The organism is Rhodanobacter sp. UC4451_H18 (assembly GCF_052978225.1).
The window spans coordinates 3304546-3330257 of the sequence record NZ_CM129663.1; the positions used below are offsets into that span (position 1 = coordinate 3304546).

Genomic DNA, 25712 nt, shown 5'->3' on the forward strand with positions numbered 1-25712 from the left:
ACCCAACCGGCCCGGCCATCCGGCATGGTAGGCAGCCGCGCGCGCCGACGACTACCCGATGCATACGTATTCATGCCCTGGCCGCGCCGGGTCCGGGCGGCTGCCGACCGCCGGTCGCGGCGGTTCTTGTAAACGGGCCGGCGCTGACCGCATAGTTGAGCGCAGGCGCGGCAACACTTGGATCAAGGCATGCGGGTAAGGCTGGAAGACGTTGCACGCCGCGCGGGCGTTTCGCCCAAGACGGTGTCGCGCGTGCTCAACGACGAGGCCAACGTCAGCGACGCCACGCGCAAGCGCGTGACCGAGGCGATGGAGGCGATGGATTACCGGCCGCTGTCGTCGGCACGCAGCCTGGCCGGCAATCGTTCGTTCCTGGTGGCGATGCTGTACGACAACAACGACAATCCCGCCTCGACCTACCTGGCCGAGATCCAGGATGGCGTGCTCGAGGCCTGCGACGCGCACCGCTACAACATGATGGTGCGGCCGCTGCGCATGCGCGGCGAGGATTTCGTGCGCCGGCTCGATGCGGTGATCTCCGACCATCATCCCGACGGCATCGTGCTGACCCCGCCGATCACCGACTACGCACCGCTGCTCAAGCGCCTGCGCGAACGCCAGGTGCCGTTCGCCAGCGTGTCGCCGGTGTCGCGGGAGAACAACATCGGCGTGGCGATGGACGAGCAACTCGCCGCGCGCACGATGGTCGAGCACCTGCTGTCGCTTGGGCACCGGCGGATCGCGCACGTCTCGGGTATTGCCGACCACGGCGCCAGCAGGTGGCGGCTGGCCGGCTACCGCGAGGCGATGGCCGCCGCCGGCCTGGTCGAGGACCCGGCACTGGTGGTGCAGGGTGCCTTCACCTTCGCCTCGGGGGTGGCCGCGGCGCGGCAGTTGTTCGCGCTGAAGAAACGTCCGACCGCGGTGTTCGCGGCCAATGACGACATGGCCAGCGGCGTGATGTGGGTGGCCAACGAGCGGGGCATGAAGGTGCCGCAGGACATTTCCGTGTGCGGCTTCGACGACATCCCGCTGGCCAGCCAGCTGTGGCCGGCACTGACCACGATTCGCCAGCCCAGCCGCGAGATGGGCAAGGTCGCCGCCCTGCAATTGCTGGAAGTATTGCGCGGTCGCGGACCAGGGCGGCTGGTGGAGATGCCGTTCTCGCTGGAAGTCCGCGACTCGACCGCCAGCCCCGCCTGAATTGGCCGCCGCGAGCCCGCTCCGCGGCGATGTTGCCCTGCAAATTGACAGCGCTGTCAATTGTGTCACGCTGCGGCTTCCGCGCCTTGCGCGCGAGCCAGCCTGGAGCCTCACGTGCCACAGTCCTTTCGCCCGATCCGGGGCCTGCCCTGCCGTCTTGTGGTCGTTTCGATCGCTGGCACCTTGCTCCTTGCCGTGCCGGCCCATGCCGTCAGCCCCTCGACCACCGTGCATCCGCAGCTGTGGCCCAGGGTGAGCTCGCCGTTGCCGGCCGACCCCGCGCTGGACGCACGGGTGAAGGCGCTGCTGGATCGCATGTCGGTGGAGGACAAGGTCGGCCAGATGATCCAGGCCGACATCAAGTACGTGACGCCGGAGGACGTGCGCCAGTACCGCCTCGGCTCGATCCTGGCCGGCGGCAATTCCGGCCCCGACGGTGGCGAGTACGGCACCGCAGCGCAGTGGAAGAAGTTGTCCGACGCGTTCCATCGCGCCTCGCTGGAGCGCTCCGACGGGCGCCCCGCGATCCCGGTGCTGTTCGGCATCGACGCCGTGCACGGTCACAACAACCTGGTCGGCAGCACGCTGTTTCCGCAGAACGTGGGCCTGGGCGCCACGCGCGATCCCGAACTGCTGCGCGACATCGGCAAGGTCACCGCGCGGGAGCTGCGCGCCAGCGGCATCAACTGGACCTTCGCCCCCACCCTGACCGTGCCGCGCGACAGTCGCTGGGGCCGCGCCTACGAGGGCTATTCGGAAAACCCGACACTGGTGGCGGCATACGCCTCGCAGATCGTGACCGGGCTGGAGGGCGCGGTCGGCACGCCGCAGTTCCTCGATGCGAATCACGTGATCGCCACCGCCAAGCATTTCATTGGCGACGGCGGCACCAGGGACGGCAAGGACCAGGGCGACGCGGAAGTCAGCGAGGCGGTGCTGCGCGACGTGCATGGAGCGGGCTATCCGCCGGCCATCCGCGCCGGCGTGCAGGTGGTGATGGTGTCCTTCTCCAGCTGGAACGGGGTGAAGATGGCCGGCAACAAGGCGCTGATCACCGACGTGCTGAAAAAGCGCATGGGTTTCGACGGCATCGTGCTGGGCGACTGGAACGCGCATGGCCAGGTGCCCGGCTGCACCAACGAGGATTGCGCCGCCGCCTACAACGCCGGCCTGGACATGCTGGAGGCGCCCGATTCCTGGAAGGGGCTGTACCGCAACACGCTGGCCGAGGTGAAGTCCGGCGCGATCCCGATGAGCCGCGTGGACGACGCGGTCAGCCGCATCCTGCGGGTGAAGATGCGCCTGGGCATGTTCAAGCAAGGCTTGCCCAGCCAAAATCCGCTGGCCCGCTCATCGGCGCAGGTGATCGGCAGCGCCGCGCATCGGGCCGTGGCGCGGCGCGCCGTGCGCGAGTCGCTGGTGCTGCTGAAGAACAACCACGGCCTGCTGCCGCTGGACCCGCGCAAGCGCATCCTGGTCGCCGGCGATGGCGCGGACAACATCTCCAAGCAGAACGGTGGCTGGACCCTGACCTGGCAAGGCACCGGCCTCACCAACGCGAACTTCCCTGGCGCAACCTCGATCTGGGCCGGCATCGATGCGCAGGTGCGTGCCGCGGGCGGCACGGCGGTGCTGTCGGTCGACGGCAGTTACAGGCAGAAGCCCGACGCCGCCATCGTGGTGTTCGGCGAGGATCCCTATGCCGAGTTCCAGGGCGACCTGCCCAACCTTGCCTACAAGCCCGGAAACGATCACGACCTCGACCTGCTGCGCCGCCTGCATGATCGGGGCGTGCCGGTGGTGGCCCTGTTCATCACCGGCCGGCCGTTGTGGATGAATCGCGAGATCAACGCCTCCGATGCTTTCGTGGTGGCATGGCTGCCCGGCAGCGAGGGCGAGGGCATCGCCGACGTGCTGCTGCGCAAGCGCGACGGCTCGATCGACTACGACTTCCACGGCAAGCTGCCCTATTCGTGGCCGCGCACGGCGATCCAGACACCGCTCAACGTGGGGCAGCCGGATTACCACCCGCAATTCCCCTATGGCTATGGCCTGAGCTATGCCGATCACCGCGAGCTGGGCACCTTGCCGGAGCAGGCCGGCGTGGCGCTGGATGACGAGCGCGCCGGGGTGTACTTCGTGCGCGGCCAGGCGGCGCACGGTTTCGCCTTGCAACTGACGGCGGCCAACGGCGAAAGCGACACCGTATCGTCGGCGCCTGCCGCCACCGGCGACGGCAGCCTGCAAGTGGCCGCCCTCGACTACAAGGCGCAGGAAGACGCGCGACGCTTGAGCTGGTCCGCTGCAGGCACGGCGACCGCCGCGCTGGCGAGCAGCTCGCCGCTGGACCTGGATCGCCAGACCAACGGCGACGTGATGCTGGTGGCCACCCTGCGCATCGATGCGCTGTCGCCCCGCGGCACGACCCTCGGCGTCGCCTGCGGCAAGGGCTGCGGCGCCGGGGTTTCGATCGGCTCCCAACTCGCGGCGCTGCCGCGCGGGCAGTGGCTGCGTGTGGGCATTCCGCTGAAGTGCTTCCGCGATGCGGGCGCCGACATGAGCAAGCTGGATCGGCCATTCGAGTGGACCAGCAGCCGTGGCGAAAGCATTGTCCTCACCGAAGTGGCGCTGGGCACCGTGGCGGACAGGACGCTGGCCTGCAAGGTGCATTGAGCCGAGGCCCTGAGCTCCCGCCCGTTCGCCCTGTGCGCAGGCCCGCAGGGCCGAAGTCGAAGGGTAGCCGCCAAGAGGCGCTTCGACTTCGCTTGCTATCGCAAGCTAGGCTCAGCGCGAACGGATTCCATGGCTGAGCTTCGTCAAAGAAGTTGAAAGCAGAGACGCGGGTGTGATGCCGTTCGTGAATGGCAAGAGTCCGCGCTCCCGCTGAGCCGAATCGCATCCATCGCGGGCCACCCTTCGCCAGAAAAAAAGGATGCCCCGTTGCCGGGGCATCCAGTGGCGACCGCAGGGGAGGGGCCTGTCGCCGGTGAAACGAATGGCTCCTTAGAACCAGAACCCGAACTGCACGCCGTAGGTGCGCGGCGGCAGGTACTGGGAGGTGAACGCCACGCTGCCGTCGGCGAGCAGGGTGCTGCCTGCCGCGTTGCTCTTCACCTTGCCGTCGGTGACATTCTGCACGTAGGCGTTGATGTACCACTTGTCGCCGGGCTCGGTGTAACGCAGCGAGAGATCGCCGCGCGCGTAGGCCTTCTGCTTGTCGCCTGCGCCGAAGTTGAACCAGCTGAGCCACTGGGCGCTCTGGTACTGCGCGCTGATCCGCGGCGTCAGGCGGCCGCCGCTGCCCAGCACGAAGTCGTGCTCGTAGATGGCGGTGAGCGACACGTTGGGGGCGTGCGGCAGGTCGTTGCCGGAAATGTCCATGCAGTTGTTGCTGATGGTCGACTCCGGCGGGCAGATCGTCGGCACGTAGTAGTCGTTGCTGGCGGCGTACTTCTCCGTGCCCAGCTTCTTCTCGGGGATCACCGACAGCACGAGGTTGGCGCGGTCGTTGGTCGACTGCCAGGCCAGCTCCGATTCGAAGCCGGCCACCTTGGTCTTGCCGCCGACGTTGGAGAAGCCGAGCCCGTGCGAACCATCGGGATAGGTGACCGGTGCCGACAACTGGTAGTTCTTGAACACTTCGTAATACGCGGCGCTGTTCCAGGTCAGGTGGCCGTCGAGGAACGCAAGCTTGGCGCCGATCTCGTAGTTGGTCAGCGTCTCGGGCTGGTACAGGGCACCGCCGTCCTGGGTGCCGCCGGATTTGTAGCCGGTCGATACGCTCGCGTAGATCATGCTGTTGGCGCCGACGTCATGGTTGATGCGCAGCAGCCAGGTGGGCTTGCTCTTGCTGTAGGTGGCGTCGTTGTGCTGGCTGATGGCGAAGCCGACATCGCCGGGCTGCTGGCCGGGCGAGATGGGCTGCTGCGGGTAGGCCGGGTCGTAGGCCCAGCCCCAGTTGACGCCGCCGCGGTTCTCGCGCTTGTCGTGCGACCAGCGCGCGCCGCCGGTGAGGTGCCAGCTGTCGCTCATGTTCCAGGTGGCCTGGGCGAAGGCGGCGGTGGCGGTGACCCGTTCCTCCGGCTGGATGAAGGAACCCTGCCAGCTGACGGTGCCCTGCTGGGTGCCGTTCATGATCGGGATGTCGAAGCGGATGTTGTTGTTCTCGTGCTCGTAGTACGCGCCGAGAATCCAGTCCAGCGTGTTGTCGCCGCGGGACTTGAGGTTGAACTCGTGGCTGGAGCTGAGATAGTTGGAATGGTTGGTGCGGTCTTCCTGGTACACGCCGTTGGTGGTGAAACTGGTCGGCACGTTGACGCCGCCGTCCTGGTCGAAGTCGCTCTTGCCCGAGTAGCGGTTGAAGCCCGCCACGTAGGTCAGTTCGAGGTTGTCGTTGATGACCCAGTCCATCCGGCTGCGTACCGAGTGCGAGCTGCGGTCCAGGTACGGCGCCACGTCGATCAGCGCGGACCAGAAATCCTGCCCCGCACGCGGATGCTGCATCAGGTTCATGCCCGGCGTGCCGCGATCCTTGAAGTACTCGTACGACAGATCCCACAGGAAGCTGTCGCCGGGCCGCCAGCGGGCGCTCACGCGCGCGGCGGACTGGTCCTGGGAGTTGTACTTCGGGCCCTTCTGCACGAACAGGTTGGTGTCGATCGGCCGGAAATTGGCCGGATCGCCGCCGGAGGCGAGATAGCTGGCCTGCTGCTGCGCCAGCGTCGGGATCTGCCCCACCGGGTTCTGGTAGTCGACGTAGCCATCGTGCTGTTCGTGCACGGCGGCCACGCGCATCGCGAAGGTGCTGCTGATCGGCAGGTTCACCGCCGCGCGCACGCCGCTCTGGTTGTAGTTGCCCAGCCCGATGCTGCCGTTGCCGTAGAAACCGCCATCGATGTCGGGCTTGACGGTGTTGAAGCTGATCGCGCCGGCGGTGGAGTTGCGGCCCCACAACGTGCCCTGCGGGCCGCGCAGCACTTCCACGCTGTCCATGTCCAGCAGCAGGCTCGCGGCGGCCTCGGCACGCGGGGTGTACACGCCGTCGACGAAGGTGGCGACCTCCGGATCGGCATACTCGGTCTTGGCGCTGTCGTTGCCGATGCCGCGCAAGGTCAGCGTGACCACGCCGTGGTCGCCCTGCGAAGTGCCTTGCAGGCCGGGCACCAGCTTGGTCAGGTCCTGCACCGTCATGACGCGCTCCTTGTCGAGCGTGTCGCCGCCGATCGCGGTGATGGCGATCGGGGTTTTCTGCAGCGGCGTCTCGCGCTTGGTCGCGGTGACCTGGACGGCATCCAGGTTCTTGACCTTGCTGGCGGAGGGAGCTTTCTCCGTCGGCTGGCTTGCCTGCTGGCCTGCCGCGTGGACCGCGGCCGATGCAAATACAGCGGTCACGGCGATGTACAGCGCGGAATAGCGAAGTTTCATGGTCTCCCTCTCCCCAATATCGTGAGCTTGCGGTAGGCTGATTGATAGCGCTGTCAACTTCAATATGACAGCGCTGTCAATTCGGATGCTACTGCGAATATCGCGAATTTGCTTGCTGCATGGCAGCAGGGGAGAAAATCCATGCCACGTCTCAAGAAGGTGCTGGTCGTCGGGGGTGGCACGGCTGGCTGGCTGGCCGCCTGCTATCTGGCCAAGGCGATGAACAGCGTGGCGCCGGACAGCGTCCAGGTGGAGCTGGTCGAGTCGCCGAACATCCGCCTGCTCGGCGTCGGCGAGGCCACCTTCCCCTCAATCCGGGGCACGCTGGCGGCGATCGGCCTGGACGAACGCCGGTTCCTGGTCGGCGCCACGGCGACGTTCAAGCAGGGCATTCAGTACGTCAACTGGGTGCGGCCGCCGGGCATGCCCGGCGCGGATCGTTTCTTCCATCCGTTCAACACGCCCAGCCGTCGGCCGGGCAGTCCCGAGCTGTTGCCTTACTGGTTGCTGGGCGCGGCGCCCGAAGGCACGCCGTTCGCCGAAGCGGTGACCATGCAGAGCCGGCTGGTCGATCACGGGCGCGCACCAAAGCACGCCTCCGATGCCGATTACCAGGCACCGATGAACCATGCCTACCATTTCGACGCGGCCGCCTTCGCCGCCACCCTGGCCGAGCACGGCCAGGGCCTGGGCGTGAAGCGCCATCTGGCGACGGTCGAACGCACGGAGCTGGACGAGCGGGGCAATATCGCGCGGGTGGTCACCACCGAGCTCGGTGCGCTCTCGGCCGACCTCTACGTGGATTGCACCGGCCTGCGCGGCAGCCTGATCGGCGGCGCCATGCGATCGGCGTTCCGCAGTCGCCGCGACGTGCTGTTCGTCGATCGCGCGGTGGCCTTGCAGGTGCCGTATCCGGCACCGGACACGCCGATCCTGCCGTATACCCGGGCCACGGCGCAGCCGGCGGGATGGGTCTGGGACATCGGCCTGCAGAAGCGCCGCGGCATCGGCCACGTCTATTCGTCTCGGCACATGGATGCCACGCAGGCCGAGGAGATCGCGCGCCGTTACGTCGGTGCGGCGGCCGATGCGCTCGAAGCCCAGCACCTGCAGTTCGAGACCGGCTATCGCCCGGAACACTGGCGCGGGAACTGCGTGGCGGTCGGTCTGGCCGGCGGGTTCGTGGAACCGCTGGAATCCACCGGCATCGCGCTGGTCGAGCTGGCGGTGTGCATGCTGACCCACCTGTTCCCGGCCGATCACGACGACATGGAGCGCACGGCACGGCGCTTCAACGAAATGATGGTGGCGCGCTACGAGCGCATCATCGACTTCATCAAGATGCATTACTGCCTGTCGCAGCGGCGCGACTCGGCGTTCTGGATCGACAACGCCAACCCGGCCAGCATTCCGCCGACGCTGCGCGATCGCCTGCAACTGTGGCGGCGTCGCCCGCCGCACCGGCTGGACTTCGTCACCGACCTGGAAATGTTCATGCCGGCGAGCTGGCAGTACGTGCTCTATGGCATGGAGTTCAGGACCGACCTGGAGCACGCCCGCAGCGCCTACCCGCAGATGGACGAGGCGCGGCGCGAGTTCGCGATGATCCAGCAGGTGGCGGGGCGCGCGCTGCAGGATCTGCCGGATCACCGGGCGCTGGTGGAGCAGTTGTGCCGGCAACATGCGCAGCGAAATCCGGTTCGCACAGGCGAACCGGTGGCAGTCGGCGGTTGACGCCTCCGGCGCGCGCGATGCGCGCCGGGCTCCGACCTCAGCGCAACTCGACCACCACCAGCCCCTGCGGCGGAATGTCGAGCTGCAGCTTGCCGTCCTGCAGTTCGACGCGCTGCGGCGGCGCCATCTCGCCGGCCTTGCGCAAGGCGGCGATCTGCGCGCGGCTGGGGAAGTCCGGGCGACCCATCTGGTCGAACGCGGCTACCGCGTTGCCGTGGTTTTCGTCCAGCCGCCACACGGTGGCATGGGCGCCGGCGGCGAGGTTGCGCACGTCGACGCTGAAATGCCTGTTCGTGCCCCGGGGCTTGCCGGGCGTGTAGCTGGCGGTGTCGCCCACCGGCGGGGCGTAGTTCCACAGTGCCAGCACCACGGTGCCGTCGTCGCGCCTGGTCACCAGGGCCGAGTCGGAGTCCGATTTCAGCTGGCGATCGCCCAGCTTGTGCAGCATCGCGAAGGCGTTGAATGCGGGCTTGGGGATGCGTCGCGCGGCGATCAGGCCGAAGCCGCCGTAGAACGGATTGCGCACGATGCCCTGTTCCTCGAACACGTCGGAGAACGACCAGTAGCTCATGATCTGGATCTTGCCGGCGCACTCGCGGATCGTGTTGGCCATCCACGGCCCCATGAACACGGTGTCGGTGACGTTGGGCAGGTTGGCGTAGCTGGCGTTGTACTCGCTGAACACCAGCGGCATCCGCGGGTAGGGCGAGGCGAGGATCTCCTTGTGCACCTTGTCCACCGTGCGGCAGACCATGTCGCGGCGCGGGATGTGCTCGTCGCTGTGGAACACGTTCTGCGCGGTGTCGTCGCCGTAGACGTGGGTGCTGAGGAAATCGACCGGCACGTTGTTCTTTTTCGTGTGCGCCAGGAAATCCGTGGCCCACGCGCCCTGTGCGGTGGCCGGCCCGCCGACGCGCAGGCGCGGGTTCACCGCCTTCAGCGCGCGGGCGGTGTGGTCGTACAGCGTGTAGTAGGTGGACTGCTTCGGCTCGCCGGCCCAGAAGCCGATGTTCGGCTCGTTCCACACCTCGAAGTACCAGCTGGCTACCTCGTCGATGCCGTAACGCGCGACCAGGTGGCGGGCGAAGGCGGTGATCATCGCGTCCCACTCGGCGTAGTTCTTCGGCGGCGCGCGGTTGGGGTGATACCAGAACTCCTGCAGCTCGTTCGGGTCGGAGGTGAGCTCCGGCGGCATGAAGCCCAGCTCGATGAAGGGCTTCACGCCGTGCTCGAGCAGGCCGTCATAGATCTGGTCGATGTAGGAGAAGTTGTAGCGGATCGAGCCGTCCGGGTCGCGGTTCACCATGCCCACGTCGTGGTCGAAGATGCCGTGGAAGCGGATGTAGCTGAGGCCGGTGGCCTCGCGCACGGCGTCCAGGTCCTTGCGGTAATCGTCGCGCAGCGACAGCGAGGCGCGGCCGGAGCCGAACATGGTTTCCCAGAAGTGCGGGAACGGCGTGCCGGCGGCCTGCGCGTCGACGCGGATCTGCACGGTGGTCGGCGTGGCCGCGAGGGCGGAACCAACCAGCAAGGCGCTGGCGCACAGGCCGAGCAGGAAATGGCGGAAGGCGGCCGGGAGGCGCATCGGGGGATTCCTCGTCGTCAGCGGAGCTTGGATCGGTGGGGTCGGGCGCGCGCGATGTAAACGTTTACGTGCCGACTGCCGCAGTATCTTGCAGTCGGCGTGCGACGTCCAGTGAGCCCCGTCCGCCCGGCCGGCGCGAGTCAATCGGACCGGGCGTCGCCCAGCGGGTTGTCGGCAAACCAGGCCACCAGTTCGGGCATCTTCCGTTCGAAGCCGGCGGGCGTGTTGATGCACAGGAAACCGCATTCGGCCGCGTCGCGATTCTCGAAATCGTGCGGCGTGCCACCGGGGATCAGCACCCAGCTGCCGCGCGGCGCCGGCGCCCACTCGCCGTCGATGCAGACGCTGAGCGTGCCGGCGAGGACGTAATAGATGTGGTCGTCGTCATGGGCATGGCTGCCCGGCCCGCCGGTGCGCGGCTGCAGCCACCACTCCGACAGCGAGTAGCGCTCGGCAGTCTGCGCGCCATCGGCATGGAATACCGCGCGCATGCGGCCCATGTCGTAGCGGCGGCCCTGCGCCGGTCGCGTGATCAGCGGCTTGCGGGTGGCGTCTGGCGCGTTCATGCGAACCTCCTCATCTGGTCGAAAAATCACGATTCTCCGCGCTTGCCGCCCGCTGCCGACGGAGCGATGGTGAGCCCGATCAGCCGCGACACCACCAGCGCGAGGTACATCACGCCGACGAACATCTCCAGGCTTGCCACCGCCCGCGCGTGGACGGTGATCGGGATGACGTCGCCGATGCCGGTGCTCGACATCAGCGCGAAACTCAGAAACAGCAGCTCGGTCCACGTGCGCGGCGCCTGCGGGTCGACCGCCGCGGAAAAACAGCCCGGCTGCAGGGTCTGGCACAACACGAACACATAGGTGAACGCCCACACCAGCAGGGTGAAGGTGGCCCCGGCGGCGAACAGCTCGTCGGTGGTGGCGCGCCGGTCGGCCAGCATGTACGCGATCAGGCAGCCGGCCGCGTAGAAGTAGAACAGCGCCTCCAGCGCCGCCCACCAGGGCCGCAGCGCCGGCAGCTCCAGCGTCAGGCCCATCACGTTCAATACCACCGCCGGCACCGCGATCGCCAGGCTCACCCAGCCGCGTCCGCGCGTGCGCTGCACCATCGCGATCGTCAGCAGCAACACCACCACACCGAACGCGCCGAACAACGCGCGCGCCGAATGCGTCTGCTCGATGAACGGATACAGCAGCAAGCCGGCCAGCTGCACCAGCAGGAGGATCGCCGAGGGATGGCGGATCACCGTGGCCACCCAGCGTGGCCGGGCGATGCGCGAAGTGTGGTGGTCGGGGGCGTTCGCGGTCTGGTTCATGCGTGCTCCTGCGTTTCAACGAAAGGAAGTTCGAACGCGGGAATTCGTCTTGATCTTGCGGGGCGCACCAGGGATTCCCGCATTCGCTGGGATGACGTCACTGGGCCTTCCGGGCTCTCCGCGCGGCTCGGCACAAGACATCTTCTCGCCCGCCCTCACTCCTCCCGCCTGACGCGATGGCTCGCGCACAGCTTGTTGCCGTCGGGGTCGCGCACGTAGGCCAGGTACAGCGCGCCAAAGCCGCTTTCGCGCAGCCCGGGCGGCTGTTCGATCGAGGTGCCGCCGTGGGCCACGGCGGTGTCGTGGAACGCGCGCACCTGTTCGGGCGAGTTGCACTTGAAGCCGATCGTGCCGCCGTTGGCGAACGTTGCCGCGCCGCCGTCGATCGGCTCGCTCACGCAGAAGGTGTTGCCGTCGTGCCGATAGAACAGGCGGTCGTGGCCGGTGGCGGTCCGGTCGCGGTGCGGTTGGCCCGCTCCCAGCGTACCCAGCACGGCGTCATAGAAGCGCTTTGCCCGTTCGATGTCGTTCGAGCCGACCATCACGTGACTGAACATGGCGTGTGTCTCCGCATTGGAAGGTGGCGACCGGCCGACGGTCGGGCGCTGCCTAGCCTGCACGGCAGCGGACCGGCGATGCAAGACCGTCGACGGCCGCAGTCGCGCAGTCCGCGTGATGGGCTGCACGGTTACTGCCAGCCGGCGTCGCGCGCTGCGCGCTCCTGTTGCGCATCGAAGACTTCGCCGCGCAAGCGGGCGTCGATCGCGGCGCGCACCGCGCTCGGCAAGTCGCTGGCCGCCTGGCGCAGTTCGCCGTCGTCCCCGGAGGAGGGCGCCGCGGTGAGCACGGGCACGCTCCAGCCGCCGTCGCCATGGCAGGCGAGCCCGGCGCGCGCCGGTGCACGATGCAGCACGAAGCTGCGGCAGATGTGCCCGTCGTTGCTGCGGAAACTCAGGCCGATCGCCACCTGCGCATCTGCTTCCGGTTCGCTTGCCAGCGCATGATTCAGCGCTTGCTCCAGCGGACCGGCGGCAAACGACTGGCCGCCGTGCATGCGCAGCATGTCGCCGCCGGCGCGCGGCCACCACAGGGCCACGGCCAGCAGTGCCACCGACGCGGCCAGCGCGGCGCCCACATACCAGCGCCGTGGTGCGCGGCGATGCATGGCGTGCGCATGACGTCCACCGGCGAGCGCCGGCGCGGCGGGCGGCTGCAGCAAGGCGGACAGCCGCGCCGGCACCGGCTCGTCGAGCACCGGGTCGAACGCGGCATGCAGTTGCGCGCGCACGGCACGCGCCTGCTGCACGCGGTGCGCGAGCACGGCGTCGTGCGCCAGCGCGGCGTCGACGCGCGCGGCCGCGTCGGCGTCGAGTTCGCCATCCACGTAAGCCTGCAAGGTGTCGTCGTCGATCGCGTTCATGCTTCTTTCCCAAGGTGGGCCTGCAAGGTGGCGCGGGCGCGAGCCAGGCGACTGGTGACGGTGCCCACCGGCACCTCCAGCAGCTCGGCAGCCTCGCCGTAGGACATGCCCTCGACCAGCACCAGGGCCACCACTTCGCGATGGTCCGGCGGCAGCGCCGCCAGCGCCATCGCCAGTTCCAGTTGCTGCGCCGGCTGCGCACTGGCGCGGTCGGCCGCCATCTCGCCGGCTTCCTCCGGCGCGAACAGATGCTGCGAACGGCCGCGCGCGCGCAGTTCGTCGCGCCAGGCATTGCGTGCGATCGCGAACACCCACCGATCCAGCGCGGCATCCGGCCGCCACTGCGCGGCACGAGCGAGCGCGCGCTCCAGCACGATCTGCACCAGGTCGTCGGCGTCGGCGGCCTGGCCGGCCAGCGCCCGCGCCAGCCGGCGCAGGCGCGGCAACAGCGGGATCAGTCCTTCGCGCACGGCGTCGCTCGAATTCACGCATCACCTTCCATTACGTCTGGAGGGGTGGATTCCTTCCCTCGTGCGCGTCGGCGCGGTTCGAGGGCGTAAAGCGGGGCCATGCTAGCATCCGGCCCCGTTGCTCCCGAGGCCGTTGGCCATGCCCATGCGCCGTCCGTCCGCCGTGTTCGTTTTGCTGCTGGCCATCGCCTCGATCGGCGTGGCGCCTGCGCAGGCGCAGCTGCTCGGCCCGGTGCAAGGATTGCCGAACGTGCAACTGCCCGGCGCGCGTCTGCCCGGCTTGGATCCCGTTGCGCCCTTGCACAGCGTCGACGACCTGCTGCGCGGCCCGCTCGCCCTCACGCGAAAAGTGCAGATCGAGACGCTGCGGCGCAGGGAGCCTCGGCGCGTCGACATCGACCCGCACGGCGCGCCGGTCCTGCGCGGCGAATTCCTCGCCATCGGCCTGTCGACGGCGCAACGCGATGCCGTGCAGGCAGCAGGTTTCGTGGTGGATCGCGAAACGTCGGCGGATGCCACGCTGGGGCTGGACTTCGTGGTGCTGCACGACACCCGCGACCGCCGCACGTCCCGCGCTCTGCGCGCCCTGCAGCGAGCCGCGCCGGGCGCAGCGTTCACCTACCAGCACCTGTACCTGCCCGCCGGCGAGGGCGACGCGGCCCGCGTCGCAACGGCAGCGGCGCCGTCGTCCGTTGCGCCTTCGCAACGCGTGGGGCTGATCGACGGCGGCGTCGATCCCGGCGATCCCGCGCTGGCGCACGCGCGCATCGAGCGGCACGGCTGCACCACGGCGAATCCGTCGCGGCACGGCACGGCGGTCGCCGCGCGCCTCGTCGCCGGCGACGCGGACACGCTGTATGCCGCCGACCTGTGGTGCGGCGATGCGGTCGGCGGCGCCACCTCGAAACTGGTGGACGCGCTGGCGTGGATGGCGCGCGAGCACGTGGCGGTGATCAACATCAGCCTGGTCGGTCCGGACAACCCGGTGCTCGCGCGTGCAGTGCAGGCGATGATCGCCCGCGGCCACGTGCTGGTCAGCGCCGTGGGCAACGACGGTCCCGCGGCGCCACCGCTGTATCCGGCGGCGTACCCGGACGTGATCGGCGTCAGCGGCGTCGACGCGCGCGACCGTGTGCTGCCCGAAGCCGGCAGCGGCGAGCAGGTGGATTTCTGTGCGTCCGGTGTGGTCGGCAGCGGCCGCAACGCACTGCGTGGCACCTCGTTCGCGGCGCCGATCGTGGCGCGAAAAGCGGCGCAACTGTTGGAAGCCCCGCGCACGGGCGCCGCGGCCCAGGTGCAGCAGCAGCTGATCGGCGAAGCGCGCCCGCTCGGCGCCCGCGGTCGCGACCCGCGTTACGGTTACGGCCTGCTGTCGCCCTGAAACTGAACGCCGCCCAAGCGTCACTGGCCGGTACGGAAGGATTCCCCCGGCAGCGACGTACAGGACCTTGGAAGCCGCGGATCGTCCGCTGGCAGGAGGTCCTACCATGCGCAACACGACTCTCATCAACAAGACTGTCACCATCGGCCTGCTCGCCGGCACGCTTGCGCTCGCCACGGCGATACCGGTGCATGCCCAGGTGCTGGGCGGCGCGCTCGGTGGTGGCATCGGCGGTGGCTTGCGCGGTTCCATGCCGACCACCATGGACCAGATCGGTGGTCGCATCGACGGCGCCGCACGCGGCATGGGCAATCTCCATGCTCCCGACGTGAACCCCCGTGCCGCCGAACGTCGCGCGCCGCACCCGCGTGCCGGGGCAGCCGCCGATGCGGCCACCGGCGCCGCCGCGCAGGCCACTCGCCAGGTGAACGGCCAGGCGGGCGCGGGTGCGGCCGGCAGCCTCGCCGGCTCGGTCGCCGCCAACCCCGCCGGCAACGGCAACGCGGTATTGAACGGTGCAGGCGAACTGGGTTCTTCCGTGAATGGCGCCATCGACGCCAGCGGTCCGCGCCGGGCCGCCACCGATGCCGCCGGTCAGGCCGCCGGCTCGACGCGTTCAGCCGTCTCGACGGCCAAACGCGGAACCCGCAACGCGCTGGATCGCGTGCAGAGCGCCCCGGCGAACGCCGAAGCCGCGGCCAGCGCGGGCCTGGACACCGCCGGGCAGGCGATCGCCAACGGCGCCCAGTCGGTCAGCGCGGACGGCTCGCTCGGCGCGGCTGCCGCAGGCAACGCGGCGCGGACCAGCCCGGTAACCACGGACGCCGCGCAACAGCCGTCGAATGACTCGGCGTCCCCGTCGTCGGGCCTGCTGCCCCAAGCAGCGGATGCCGCACGCCGCACCGGCAATGCATCGCTCGACGTCTCCGGCTCCGGCGCCGCCCACGGCACCACCGACGCCAACGCTGGCCCGGCCGCCCAAAGCAACGGCTCGGCCAACGCCGGCGGCCACGCCAACGCCCACGGCTCGGCCCGCGGCGGCCTCTCCGCCTCGGCACAAGCCAACGGCGACGCCGGTACCAGCGCGGATGCGCAGCACTGAGTCCGTAGTGCAACTTCCGCGGCCTGCCGCGAACCCTGTCCCAGGTTCGCCGCAGGCCGCGGTTCGCTCCCCGCCTTCATCGCGGCCCGCGCCGGGATGGCGAGAAGGCAGGCGGGCAGGAGGCAGCGGACGAGGATCGTCGCAGGGGTGAGAAAGAGTGCGCGATGCATCCAGTTGACACGCGAAAGGCGGCACCGGAGCCGCGCTTCGCGAACGTGCCGCGCAAACTGCAGCAAGAATCAGGCCCGCAGGAATCCCGCTGGCGTGCAGGCCGTCCATGGCTGCCGCGTCATTTCAGATGCCCTCGCGATGCAGTGCATCGAGGTAGTCGGCCCTTGTGTCGAGCGTGATCTCCGGAAGGCTCTCCGCGATGGCTGCCTTCATCCGGCGGCTGGCTTCCTCGTCGAGAGGACCGAGCGCAAAGATGTCGCGGCGCACCTGCGCGCTGGGCCACTGCGCATAGCTGTACCACAGGCCGTCGGAACCGCGATGCAGGCGAGAACCGAGCGAACCGCGCAACCGAAGCAACTCGGTGATGCGGGACCAGCCTTGCACGAAGTCGTCCTCGGCGCCGGCATGCAGACGCCAGCGATACAGGGCGATGAAGCAGTCGGTGGCAGCGGACGGTCTCGACGTCATTGCAGTCTCGGGCTGATGACTTGCACGTGAGTTGAACCCGGCGCGAAGCCGGGCGAAGCACGCGATACGGCAAACCGGCACGAGCTGCCGGCCAACGCCTGAATTGAGCCGAGCCGCGAAGCGGCTTCGGCTTGAATGAATTTTTGGCACTCACCGACTATAGGGAGAGCGAAAACTCCGGAGTGTAAGGTTCACACATGCCTCTCTGCGTTGGATTGATATCGGCAAGCTTTACAAATGGGACTCGACGATACTGCGTGGAAGGGTTAGGCGTCCTCTTGCCTGTTGCAATATCAGGAAACTGAGTGGAATTGAGTCTGAGCGCATCCACGAGGTAGTCCCATGTGGTTCTGCCGTTAGGCAGTTTGAAATTGCTGTCGTACCACGTTATTGCGACGTCATCGTTCGGCCATCGGACAATACCGAATTCATCAATGATCGCGGCCAAGTCGGGCGGCGCCGTTGTTGGAACCGCAAAGTCGGACTCCAGCCAAACGTGTGGACGTTGCTCGGGTGGAAGTTGTTTCACCGCCTCCAGTGCCAAAAGCACGATTGCGCGGTGATTTGGGTTGCAGGTTGTGCCATGGCGAGGGTCAAAGCCAAGCAGGAAGTCTGGCTTGAATTGCGAAAGAGTGTGGTAGATGCGATGCACGAGCTTGGTGCGTCCGCCTACGTCTTTTGCCCACTCGTCAATATTCCTGTCAAGACCTGCGTCATTCCAGGGTGAAAGTACGTCGCGCCAGCCATAGAACTCATGGCTCGCGTTCAAGTTTGAAGCAGAAGCGGCAGTCTCGTAGCGCCGCATCGAGCTGCACTTTTCAAGATCATGCAGTTTAAGCGGGATGATGCACCCCGGACTATTTGCCTCAGCTGCAACAACCAGGTGGCAAGTTGCTCCATTGAAGCGGCAAACTTCAGCCAGGAGAGGGGCAAACAGACTCTCGTCGTCCGGATGAGCGGAAACCAAAAGAACTCGCTTGCCGGCCATCGTCTCGGCTAGTGGGCCGGAAAATTTTGGTGCTTCTTTCGCACAGGCCAGGCCAGGAAGAATGATTGACAGCGCTAATGCGAATAGCCGTTTCATTGCGACCTCCGCTTTCACATGCGAGAGAAATGGGTGTGAGTACCAACGCTTGAGTCAAGCCGCGGCGAAGCCGTCCGCCTTGAGCGACTGGTTGGGCAGCCCGCACTTCACCCGAGGTGCCCTGTGATTGTTGCAAACAGCAAAGTACCACCTACGCATGCGACGAAGATTGCGAGCGACACAAGAAACTTGTGACGATAGCGCAGGCCCGCGTCTGTGAGCATCTTGGAGCTAAGGAGCACGTTGAGCGGGTTCCAGAGCGTGTCGCGACCCCGGAGATTGATACCTGGGCGAGCTTGGCGAACAGCCTTGAACGCGTAGACGGCACACGCCAGCAAAGTGAGGGCCGCCGTGAGCCAGATGGCCGCAAAAGCCACGAGTGCAACACCGGCAAATAGGGACATGCCTGTCTCCGTGCCTAACGAGGTTGTAGAAAAACCTCTGCCGATCTTGCTTCAATAGCCCCACACGAACAAGTGGGGCCGACATGGCGCGCTACCTACACATTGACATGAGCCCGCAGCTGTTGCCGGTGGATCTGCAAGCACAACGCTCGAGTCAACCGGTCGCGGAGCGCGGCCCGCTTGGACGACTTGTCCGGTCGTGATCCCCCACTTTTGGACACGTTCTCTTGAACAGCGGGCCACCGACCTGGGGAGCATAGAAATAGACGTCACTACCCGGACTCGTGGTGTTTATCGGCACACCGTTTTTTGACTTGAGTATTGCGATGACGCCTAGCTTATCCGAGATCAGCGCGTCAATCTTCTCCGCATCCTGTGCTTTGCCTTCCTTCGCCTCGCGACTATACAACGTGAATGATTTTTCTGTGCTCCCATCCTTATGGATGGCAACAAGAGAGTAATGCCCATCTTCTCTGTTTACGCGCATGGTGATCGGTCCATTTGGGTCTTGCGCGTAACACCCGAGTAGTACGTCTGCGTGGAGTGCGCTTGGTGACGCTGCGACAGCTTCTGCGCTGACGCACACGAAAAATGCTGCCAATAATGACAGATGAGTACTACGTGAAGCTTTCATGTGTTTTGATCTCCATAGGCAAAACTGGCGCTTGAACTAGGCGGTGGCGCAGCCGTGCGCCTTGAAGGGAGTGTCAGACGGTTGCGATTGCTGTGCTTGGGCGGCCTGTTTAGCCCTCACTCGCCTTGACGCCAGTTTTGGGAAAAATATCATCCGGCTCAATCCAGTGAGGAAGTACACCGCTGGAAAAAACAGAAATGTAGTCGCTATAACAAGAGATATAGCTGGATTGGAACGGTATGGAATTAGGCATCCGGCGACAAGGGTCATAAAAAGGCAAGGCAAAACGCAAGCACCAAAGTCACACACCTTTGGCACGGTTACTTTCTGCTTACAGCAAGGACACTGCATCGACCAGACCTTGGAGCCCCGCATGGTTACGCGGCACATCTCAAAATATCGAAGCTCAATGAAGTGCCTGCAGAGCGGACAGTGCATGTGGTTACTCCTGCCTCTCTACGTCTAACGCTGGAATAAGCGGCGGCGAAGCCGTCCGTCTTGAACGAGCTGTCAGACATAGGCCCAGACAGCCCACGTGCCTATTGGAACCAGCGCAAACAGCACCACGACGCCCAGACATCCAGAGCCCCGCCCTGACGAACCACGTACACCATAAGACTCGCGCTCTTGCGGCGGATGCGATTGGAGCCACTTGTGGTGGCAAGACTGACAGAAGAATTTTGTCTTGCCATTGCGCCACGCCTCTGCAGTGCGGTTGGTGTGAAGTACCTGTACACCGCAGCGACCACACTTGAAGGACTTGGAGGGCGGCATGCGCTTTGGAATGAGCTTGCCGATGAAGCCGACCACGATTACCAAGGCGACGCCAATGCCCAATATGACCTCAGTACTCATCAGACAGCATCCCTATGCCTAACGCTGGAGTTGAGAGGCAGCGAATCCGTCCGCCTTGAACGAACGGTCAGGCATCGCTGCCGCGATCACCCTGCTGCATTTCTGGTGTGTCCTTGCAGATTGCGCAGTGCTGACCTCTACGAGATTGATAAAGTCTGCCCACCGTGAACACGATTGCCGTGATGGCGCCCCATATTGCAGCTTGAGTCACGGAGTAAGACAAATCATGGCCTTTGAGCATTTGCGCTGCGCCGATGATGACAAACGCGCCAACGAGAACGGTAAAAAAGCGCTTGATCCAGAATGCGGTACCCACCGAGATGCTCCCCATGAGGCCTAACCAAGTAGACCCAACAAAGTGGGTGTTGCTCAGAGTATGCGGCGGTGCCCCTGCTCGCACAAGCAGACGATTCTCGCGTTGGAACAGGGGTTTGCGTGCATGGCAGGCGGGGCAGGGTGTGGGCATCTCCCGTTGTTGTCAGCGACTTTCGGGCCGGCATGAATTGCCGGAGCACGCATGGCGGTGTAACGGCGGCGCAGAGTCTGCGGTTGGTCTGGTGGAAACTGTATGCCTTTCGTTCCGGCGCGTCGGTTCGCGGCCGCGACGGGGCCGGGATGTTCCGAGGCGGTCCGAAGATGCCGCCGTCCCCGCGGAAGCAAAGCTCGATGGGTCGTGTTCCGGGGTGCCCGCCTGGCCGGTCCTTCGGCCGTTCGGGGGCGTGCTTCGTGGGCGTGGCCGGAGAAGTTGTGCGCTTATCGCCGGTCGTGCAGCGTGACCGTCGTTGTCTTGCCGGCGGGCAGGCGCACCCACGTCACCGGGCCGTAGCGATCCTTTCCGGTGGCCCAGCCTGCGGTGTCGGTGCGTTGCAGGGTTGCGGCGTCGGCTTGTGCAGCCAGCGGCTTGCCGTCGACTTGCACGGCTTGTGCAGCGTGGCCGTGGATCTTCAGCAGCCAGGTGCGCAGGGCGGGGTGGAAGCTGCCTTCGGGTTTGCCGGTCCGGAAGGTTACGGTGTCGCCATGTTGCTGCAGGGAAAGCGACTGGCGGAAGTACGCGCCGTGTTCGTAGGCGTAGGTGCTGCCGTCGTCGTCGTAGTAGTCGAAGCTGGTGCGCTGGTCACCGGGGAAGGCGTCGAGCGAGATTTCGGTGACGGGTTTCTGGCCGACGTAGTCCTGCACCGCCTGGGTCGGGATGATGGCGCCTTCACGCACGAACAGCGGGATGTCGCTCCAGTGGGTGGCGTCCACTGCCAGGGTAATGGTCTGGCCGCCGGCGTAGGACTTGCCGGTGAACCAGTCGAGCCAGGTGCCGGCGGGCAGGTAGATGTGTTTTTCGGTCTGGCCTTGCTGCACTACCGGCGAGACCAGCAGGTAATCGCCGAACAGCCAGCTGTCGACGTCGTTGGCGACCTTCGGATCGTGCGGCCAGTCGAACAGCAGCGGACGCACCAGGCCGACGCCGTCGACGTGGCGGGCGTACTCGTAGCTGTAGATGTAGGGGATCAGCGCGTAGCGCAGGCGGATCGCCGCGGTGGCGGCTTTCTCGGCGACGGGGCCGTAGACCCAGGGCTGGCGTTTTTCGTCGAACGCGCCGTGCACGCGGAAGATCGGGGTGAACGCGCCGAACTGGATCCAGCGCGCGTAGTTCTCGTTCGACGGGTGGCCCTTGAAGCCGCCGCCGTCCATGCCCCATTGCATGGCACCGACGTTGATCGCACTGAGCATGCGCGCGCGCTGGCCGGCCATGCTGGCGAAGCCGGTGTCGATGTCGCCCGACCAGAGGCCGTAGGCGTAGCGCTGCGAGCCAAGCCAGAAGTTGCGGTTGACCGACCACACGCGCAGCTTGCTCTGCGCGCGCTGTGCCTCATACAAGGCACGCTGCATGTTCATGAACTCGGTGTCGCTGCCGGTGGTGTCGGCCTCGTCGTTCCACCAGCCGACGATGCCCTGGTCGAAGCCGTACTTCATCGCCAGCTCGGCGAACCAGGTGCGCGCGGCGGGGATGTCGAAGTCGATGTTCTTCACCGGTTTGTGCGAGAAGTAGTCGTCGCTGACTTTCTCGCCCGGCACCCAGAAATCGTGCTCCGTCGCGTAACGTCCCTCCACCGTGTCGACATGGAGGCGCGGCTTCATGATGCCGGTGAGCTGGATGCCGCGCGCGTGCAGCTGTTTCGCCAGCGCGCCGCCGGGGCCGTCGGGGAACTTGGCGGGGTTCCAGCGGAACTCGCCGTAGTTGTCCTCGCCCCAGGCCTTCCAGTCGAAATCGAGGGTGAAGTTGTCGATCGGGATGTGCCTGGCGCGGTAGGTGTCGACGATCTGCAGGAGTTCCTTCTGGTCGATGCCCCACTGGCTGTTGGTGAAGCCCATCGCCCATTTCGGGAACAGCGGCGTGTGGCCGCTCAAGTCGGCGACCGCGGCGAAGATCGCCTTGGGCGCGCCGACGATCACGTAGACATCCAGCGGCGTCGCCTCGGGTGCGGCGATGTCGATGCTGGCGGGCGCCAGCGTGAAGTGGCCGCCGTCGATGTCGGCCAGCACGGCGTAGCCGGCGGTGCTCCACGCCAGCGGCGCGCCGGCCCAGCCCTGCTCGCCGGCCTTGGCCTCCAGCTTGCCCTGGCGCAGCATGCCGGCGCCGACATCGCTGGTGAAGGCGTCGTAGCCGCTGACGCCATACATCGGATCGCCGGCCGCGTGGCCGAGGCTGAGCTTGCCGTGCGCCAGCGCGCTGACGTCGGCGATGTGCAGCAGCACGTGGCCCTGCGCGTCGGCGATGGACAGGCTGTGCGCGGCGCGGTCGTAGCGCACGCGCACCTGCGGCGAGTCGAGCGTGAGCGCCGTGGTCGCTTCGCCGGTGCCGGTCGGCGCGGATGCGAGCGCGGGGTCGATCACCATCGAACGTGCCGGCGACTTGCCGTCGACGAGCGCGCTCAGGTGCACGACGTTGGCGGTGGGCAGGGTGATGCGCACACTGCCGGTGTCGGTGGGGATGTCGATGCGCTCACTCGTTGTCGAGGAGGTGGTGGGTGCCTTGGCCATGGCCGGGGCGGCTGGGGCGAGCGCGAGCAGCGTGGCGAAGATGCCGGCGAGCAGGGCGGACGATCGGGTCATGAGTGGGCTCCGCAGTGGGGTCGGTGCAGGCTTGCGTTCGCGTGGGAGCCATGTCCCTTCCGCAGGAGCCCGCTCGCGCGCGATGCTCTTGGGCCGGAATTCGGGATTCGGTCCTTCGACAAGCTCAGGATGGCGGGTTCGGGATCCGGCAAAGCCAGAGCATCGCCCGCGAGCGGGCTCCTGCCGTGGTGGCGGTTCTCGCGATTCACTTGGTGCTGGCCGATGCCGGTTGCAGCACCGCCGAGCCGTACGCCGGCAGGTGCAGCACACCTTGCGCCAGCGTAGTCGCGTCCTCGGTACGGGCGCGCACGCCGGCATAGCGCTGCAGGTCGTGCGCAGCGAGCCGGATGGTTTGCGCGCTGCCGGACAGGTTGTGCACCACCAGCACCGCACCGTGCGCATCGCGCAGCTCCCACGCGATTAATTGCGGGTTGCCCAAGTCGCGCGTGGTCAGCGCGCCGTCACGCAAGGCGCCGATGTGACGGCGCCAGCCGATCAGTTCGCGATAGCGCGCCAGCAGGGAGTGCGGATCATCCTGCTGCGCTTGCACGGTGATGTCCGGGCCGTCGCCGGCACTGAAAGCCTTCCAGTGCGTCTGGTCGGTGCCTTGCGGGTCGCGATACCAGCGCATCGGCTCGCGCAGGTCGGGGTCGGGTTTCTTGCCGCGCATGCCGAGTTCTTCGCCGTAGTAGATGAACGGCTCGCCGGGCAGCGTGAGCAGCATCGCGGCGGCGATGCGCATCTGCTGCGGGTTGTCGTGCAGCTGGCTCATCACCCGTTCCTGGTCGTGGTTGGACAGGAACGGCACGTCCACGCCGTACTTGCCGGTGACCGCGTGATAGGCCCGGGTGCCGTCGAGCAGGGCGGGCAGCTTGCCGGCGTGGCCGCTGCGGGCGCTTTCGATCAGCTGCACGGCCAGCGGGAAGTTGAACACGCCGCTGAGCGGCTTGAACCACGGCGCCAACTCGGCCTCGGTGTCGCGGGTGACTTCGCCGACGACATAAGCCTGCGGATCGACGCTGTCGATGCCGTGGCGGAACTCGCTCCACCAGGCGAGGTTCTTCGCCAGGATCTTCGGGTCGTGGCGCTGGTTCTCGAAGTCGTAATAGACGTGCTGGGCCGCGTCGAGGCGGAAGCCGTCGACGCCGCGCTTCAACCAGAACCGGCCGATGTCGATCATCTCCTTGCGCACGGCCGGGTTGTCGAAGTTCAGGTCCGGCATCTGGTCGACGAAGATGCCGAGGTAGTGCTGCTTGCCCAGCGCGTGCCACGCAGGCGAGCCGGTGGCGCTGACCGCATCGAGATCGGTGTGCCTGTTCGACCACTGGTACCAGTCGTGGTACGGGCTGGCCGGATCGCGCGCGGCCTTGAACCACGGGTGCTCGCTGCTGCTGTGGTTGATGACCAGGTCCATGATGATCCTGATGCCGCGCTTGTGCGCCTCGGCCAGCAGGCGGTCGAAGTCGGCCAGGGTGCCGTACTCGGGGTTGATGCCGCGGTAGTCGGTGACGTTGTAGCCGTGGTAGCTGGGCGAGGGATTGATCGGCATCAGCCAGATGCCGCTGACGCCCAGCGATTGCAGGTAATCGAGTTTCGCGGTGACGCCGTTCAAGTCGCCGATGCCGTCGCCATTGTTGTCGACCCAGCTGCGCACGAAGATTTCGTACCACACGCCGGAGGCGGCCGGCTTCGTGTCCGCGGGTGCCGGCCTGGTGGCGGCGATTGCCGGGCCGGCGATGAGCAGGGCGAGCAAGGCGAGCAGGGCGAGGCGTGATCGAGGCATGGCGAGGTCTCCTTCTAGGGGTCGACGTGGCAGTGGTCGGCGACGAAGCGGGCGTGGTCGGGCATGCCGGCGGCGGCGCGGCCGACCAAGGTGCGGATGTCGCCGAGGAAGCCATCCAGTTGCGTCGCATCCAGTGCGTCGGCGAGCGGGTGATACGACTGCGGCTCGATGCGCTGGCCGATCATCACCTGCAGCCAGGCGACTTCGGTGAACAGTTCCTCGCGCTCGCGGAAAATCTGTCCGTGGCCGCGGAACAGCGCCAGCTTGCGGGCCAGTCCGGGCGGAATCTCCATGGCCGCGCACTGGCGCCAGAACGGCGTGTCGTCGCGCTCGGTGGCCTTGTAATGCAGGATCAGGAAATCGCGGATGCTTTCGTATTCGAAGCGGGTCTGGCGGTTGTACTCGTCGACCAGCACCGGATCGCATCGGCCGTCGGGGAACATTGCCAGCAGCCGGCTGATGCCGGACTGGATCAGGTGGATGCTGGTCGATTCCAGCGGCTCCATGAAACCGGCCGCGAGGCCTAGCGCCACGCAGTTGCGTTGCCAGGCATTGCGCCGCATGCCGGTGGTGAAGCGCAGCGGGCGCGGCTCGCCGATCGCCTCGCCGTCGAGGTTCGCCAGCAGCGTCGCGGCGGCCTCGTCGTCGCTCAGGTGCGCACTGGCGTAGACCAGGCCGTTGCCGGTGCGGTGTTGCAACGGCACGCGCCATTGCCAGCCGACGTTGCGCGCGGTGGCGCGGGTGTACGGCCACAGCGGTTCGCTGCGCGCGCAGGCCACGGCCATCGCGCGGTCGCACGGCAGCCAGTGCTGCCAGCTTTCGTAGCCGGTGTGCAGCCCGCCTTCGATCAGCAGGCCGCGGAAGCCCGAGCAGTCGATGAACAGATCGCCTTCGATGCGCTCGCCGCTGGCCAGTCGCACCGATTCGATGAAGCCGTCGCCCTCGCGCAGCTTCACCTCCACCACCTTGCCTTCGGTGCGCGTGACCACGGCCGGATCGCAGCGCTTGCGCAGGTACTGGCCGTACAGGCCGGCGTCGAAGTGGTAGGCGTACTTGATGCCGCCCAGCGGCGTGTCGCCGACTTTCTCCATGCGCGCGAAGCGGTGCTCGTTCGCCGCCTGCGTGTTGAGCGAGTAGGCCCACAGGTCGCTGTCGGGATCGCGCCGGCGGTTCCGCAACCAGTAGTGATGGAAGCCGATCAGCCCCAGCGGCAGGCCGATGTCGCTGAAGGCGTGCAGGTAGGAGTCGCCGAGCCGTCCGAAGTTGTTCAACTGCACACCCAGCTTGAACGTGCCGTGGGTGGCCTTGAGCATGTCGTCCTCGTCGATGCCGAGGAACGCATTGATGTGGCGGATCTGCGGGATGGTGGCCTCGCCCACGCCGACGATGCCGATCTCGTCCGACTCGATCAGGCGGATCTGCACCGCCTTGCCCAGCGCCCGGGCGAGCAGGGCGGCCGTCATCCAGCCGGCCGTGCCGCCGCCGACGATCACCACGCGTTGGATGGGTGCTGCGTTCATGCCGTTGCCGTTTCCCCGCTTGCGTCCGGCCCTGAAGTAACCCGC

21 protein-coding genes are annotated in these 25712 nt (G+C 66.8%); 5 read left to right on the forward strand and 16 right to left on the reverse strand.

Annotated elements, in window-relative coordinates:
* The first annotated feature begins 189 nt into the window (after positions 1-189).
* Together ACVCMG_RS14745 and ACVCMG_RS14750 are read left to right on the forward strand one after the other, a co-directional pair.
* On the forward strand, positions 190-1203 hold the full coding sequence (locus ACVCMG_RS14745) for a LacI family DNA-binding transcriptional regulator (protein WP_395119919.1): 1014 nt from the start codon (positions 190-192) through the stop codon (positions 1201-1203).
* A 183-nt stretch (positions 1204-1386) separates the two neighbouring features.
* A complete protein-coding gene (locus tag ACVCMG_RS14750; RefSeq protein WP_447106564.1) occupies positions 1387-3876 on the forward strand; it encodes a glycoside hydrolase family 3 N-terminal domain-containing protein in 2490 nt (829 codons plus the stop codon).
* A gap of 330 nt (positions 3877-4206) precedes the next feature.
* Here ACVCMG_RS14750 and ACVCMG_RS14755 read toward each other — a convergent pair whose 3' ends face one another.
* Positions 4207-6627: a TonB-dependent receptor gene (locus tag ACVCMG_RS14755; RefSeq protein ID WP_447114455.1), complete on the reverse strand. Its 2421-nt coding sequence runs from the start codon at positions 6625-6627 to the stop codon at positions 4207-4209.
* A 141-nt stretch (positions 6628-6768) separates the two neighbouring features.
* On the opposite strand from ACVCMG_RS14755, the gene ACVCMG_RS14760 reads away from it, so the two are divergent.
* The gene (locus tag ACVCMG_RS14760) at positions 6769-8361 is read left to right on the forward strand and encodes a tryptophan halogenase family protein (RefSeq protein ID WP_447114456.1); all 1593 of its coding nucleotides are present in this window, start codon (positions 6769-6771) and stop codon (positions 8359-8361) included.
* A 37-nt stretch (positions 8362-8398) separates the two neighbouring features.
* Here ACVCMG_RS14760 and ACVCMG_RS14765 read toward each other — a convergent pair whose 3' ends face one another.
* The 6 genes from ACVCMG_RS14765 to ACVCMG_RS14790 form a co-directional block, all read right to left on the reverse strand.
* Positions 8399-9946, reverse strand: a complete 1548-nt coding sequence (locus ACVCMG_RS14765) for a GH39 family glycosyl hydrolase (protein ID WP_447114457.1) — start codon at positions 9944-9946, stop codon at positions 8399-8401.
* A 140-nt stretch (positions 9947-10086) separates the two neighbouring features.
* Positions 10087-10512, reverse strand: a complete 426-nt coding sequence (locus ACVCMG_RS14770; protein WP_395119913.1) for a cupin domain-containing protein — start codon at positions 10510-10512, stop codon at positions 10087-10089.
* 26 nt (positions 10513-10538) lie between these two features.
* The gene (locus tag ACVCMG_RS14775; protein ID WP_447114458.1) at positions 10539-11270 is read right to left on the reverse strand and encodes an ion channel; all 732 of its coding nucleotides are present in this window, start codon (positions 11268-11270) and stop codon (positions 10539-10541) included.
* Between the two features lie 155 nt (positions 11271-11425).
* Complete coding sequence (locus tag ACVCMG_RS14780; RefSeq protein ID WP_136257895.1) at positions 11426-11827, reverse strand: VOC family protein; 402 nt, start codon at positions 11825-11827, stop codon at positions 11426-11428.
* 131 nt (positions 11828-11958) lie between these two features.
* Complete coding sequence (locus ACVCMG_RS14785; RefSeq protein ID WP_447114459.1) at positions 11959-12690, reverse strand: anti-sigma factor family protein; 732 nt, start codon at positions 12688-12690, stop codon at positions 11959-11961.
* Positions 12687-13178, reverse strand: coding sequence for an RNA polymerase sigma factor (locus ACVCMG_RS14790; RefSeq protein ID WP_136257897.1), 492 nt, complete (start codon positions 13176-13178; stop codon positions 12687-12689). The genes ACVCMG_RS14785 and ACVCMG_RS14790 overlap by 4 nt, the downstream gene beginning before the upstream one ends.
* A 127-nt stretch (positions 13179-13305) precedes the next feature.
* Between ACVCMG_RS14790 and ACVCMG_RS14795 the strand changes: the two genes are divergently transcribed.
* Both ACVCMG_RS14795 and ACVCMG_RS14800 read left to right on the forward strand, forming a co-directional pair.
* Positions 13306-14541, forward strand: coding sequence for a S8 family serine peptidase (locus ACVCMG_RS14795; protein WP_447114460.1), 1236 nt, complete (start codon positions 13306-13308; stop codon positions 14539-14541).
* 106 nt (positions 14542-14647) lie between these two features.
* Entirely contained in the window at positions 14648-15643 is a 996-nt protein-coding gene (locus ACVCMG_RS14800) for a hypothetical protein (RefSeq protein ID WP_447106556.1), read from the forward strand.
* A gap of 294 nt (positions 15644-15937) precedes the next feature.
* On the opposite strand, the gene ACVCMG_RS14805 is transcribed toward ACVCMG_RS14800, so the two are convergent.
* From ACVCMG_RS14805 to ACVCMG_RS14845, 9 genes are all read right to left on the reverse strand, one after another.
* Complete coding sequence (locus tag ACVCMG_RS14805) at positions 15938-16282, reverse strand: antibiotic biosynthesis monooxygenase family protein (RefSeq protein ID WP_447106555.1); 345 nt, start codon at positions 16280-16282, stop codon at positions 15938-15940.
* A gap of 157 nt (positions 16283-16439) precedes the next feature.
* Positions 16440-17366, reverse strand: coding sequence for a PIG-L deacetylase family protein (locus ACVCMG_RS14810; protein WP_447114461.1), 927 nt, complete (start codon positions 17364-17366; stop codon positions 16440-16442).
* A 107-nt stretch (positions 17367-17473) separates the two neighbouring features.
* Positions 17474-17770, reverse strand: a complete 297-nt coding sequence (locus ACVCMG_RS14815) for a hypothetical protein (protein ID WP_447106554.1) — start codon at positions 17768-17770, stop codon at positions 17474-17476.
* Between the two features lie 154 nt (positions 17771-17924).
* Positions 17925-18404, reverse strand: coding sequence for a hypothetical protein (locus ACVCMG_RS14820; protein WP_447106553.1), 480 nt, complete (start codon positions 18402-18404; stop codon positions 17925-17927).
* 510 nt (positions 18405-18914) lie between these two features.
* Positions 18915-19259 (reverse strand): hypothetical protein, encoded by a 345-nt coding sequence (locus ACVCMG_RS14825; RefSeq protein ID WP_447114462.1) that lies wholly within the window; start codon positions 19257-19259, stop codon positions 18915-18917.
* A 67-nt stretch (positions 19260-19326) separates the two neighbouring features.
* A complete protein-coding gene (locus tag ACVCMG_RS14830) occupies positions 19327-19575 on the reverse strand; it encodes a hypothetical protein (protein ID WP_447099855.1) in 249 nt (82 codons plus the stop codon).
* A 437-nt stretch (positions 19576-20012) separates the two neighbouring features.
* Positions 20013-22364 carry a TIM-barrel domain-containing protein gene (locus ACVCMG_RS14835; RefSeq protein ID WP_447114463.1) on the reverse strand — a complete coding sequence of 784 codons (2352 nt, stop codon included), beginning with the start codon at positions 22362-22364 and terminating at the stop codon, positions 20013-20015.
* Between the two features lie 205 nt (positions 22365-22569).
* Entirely contained in the window at positions 22570-24147 is a 1578-nt protein-coding gene (locus ACVCMG_RS14840; protein WP_447114464.1) for an alpha-amylase family glycosyl hydrolase, read from the reverse strand.
* 14 nt (positions 24148-24161) lie between these two features.
* Positions 24162-25667 (reverse strand): tryptophan halogenase family protein, encoded by a 1506-nt coding sequence (locus ACVCMG_RS14845; protein WP_447114465.1) that lies wholly within the window; start codon positions 25665-25667, stop codon positions 24162-24164.
* Between the last annotated feature and the right edge of the window lie 45 nt (positions 25668-25712).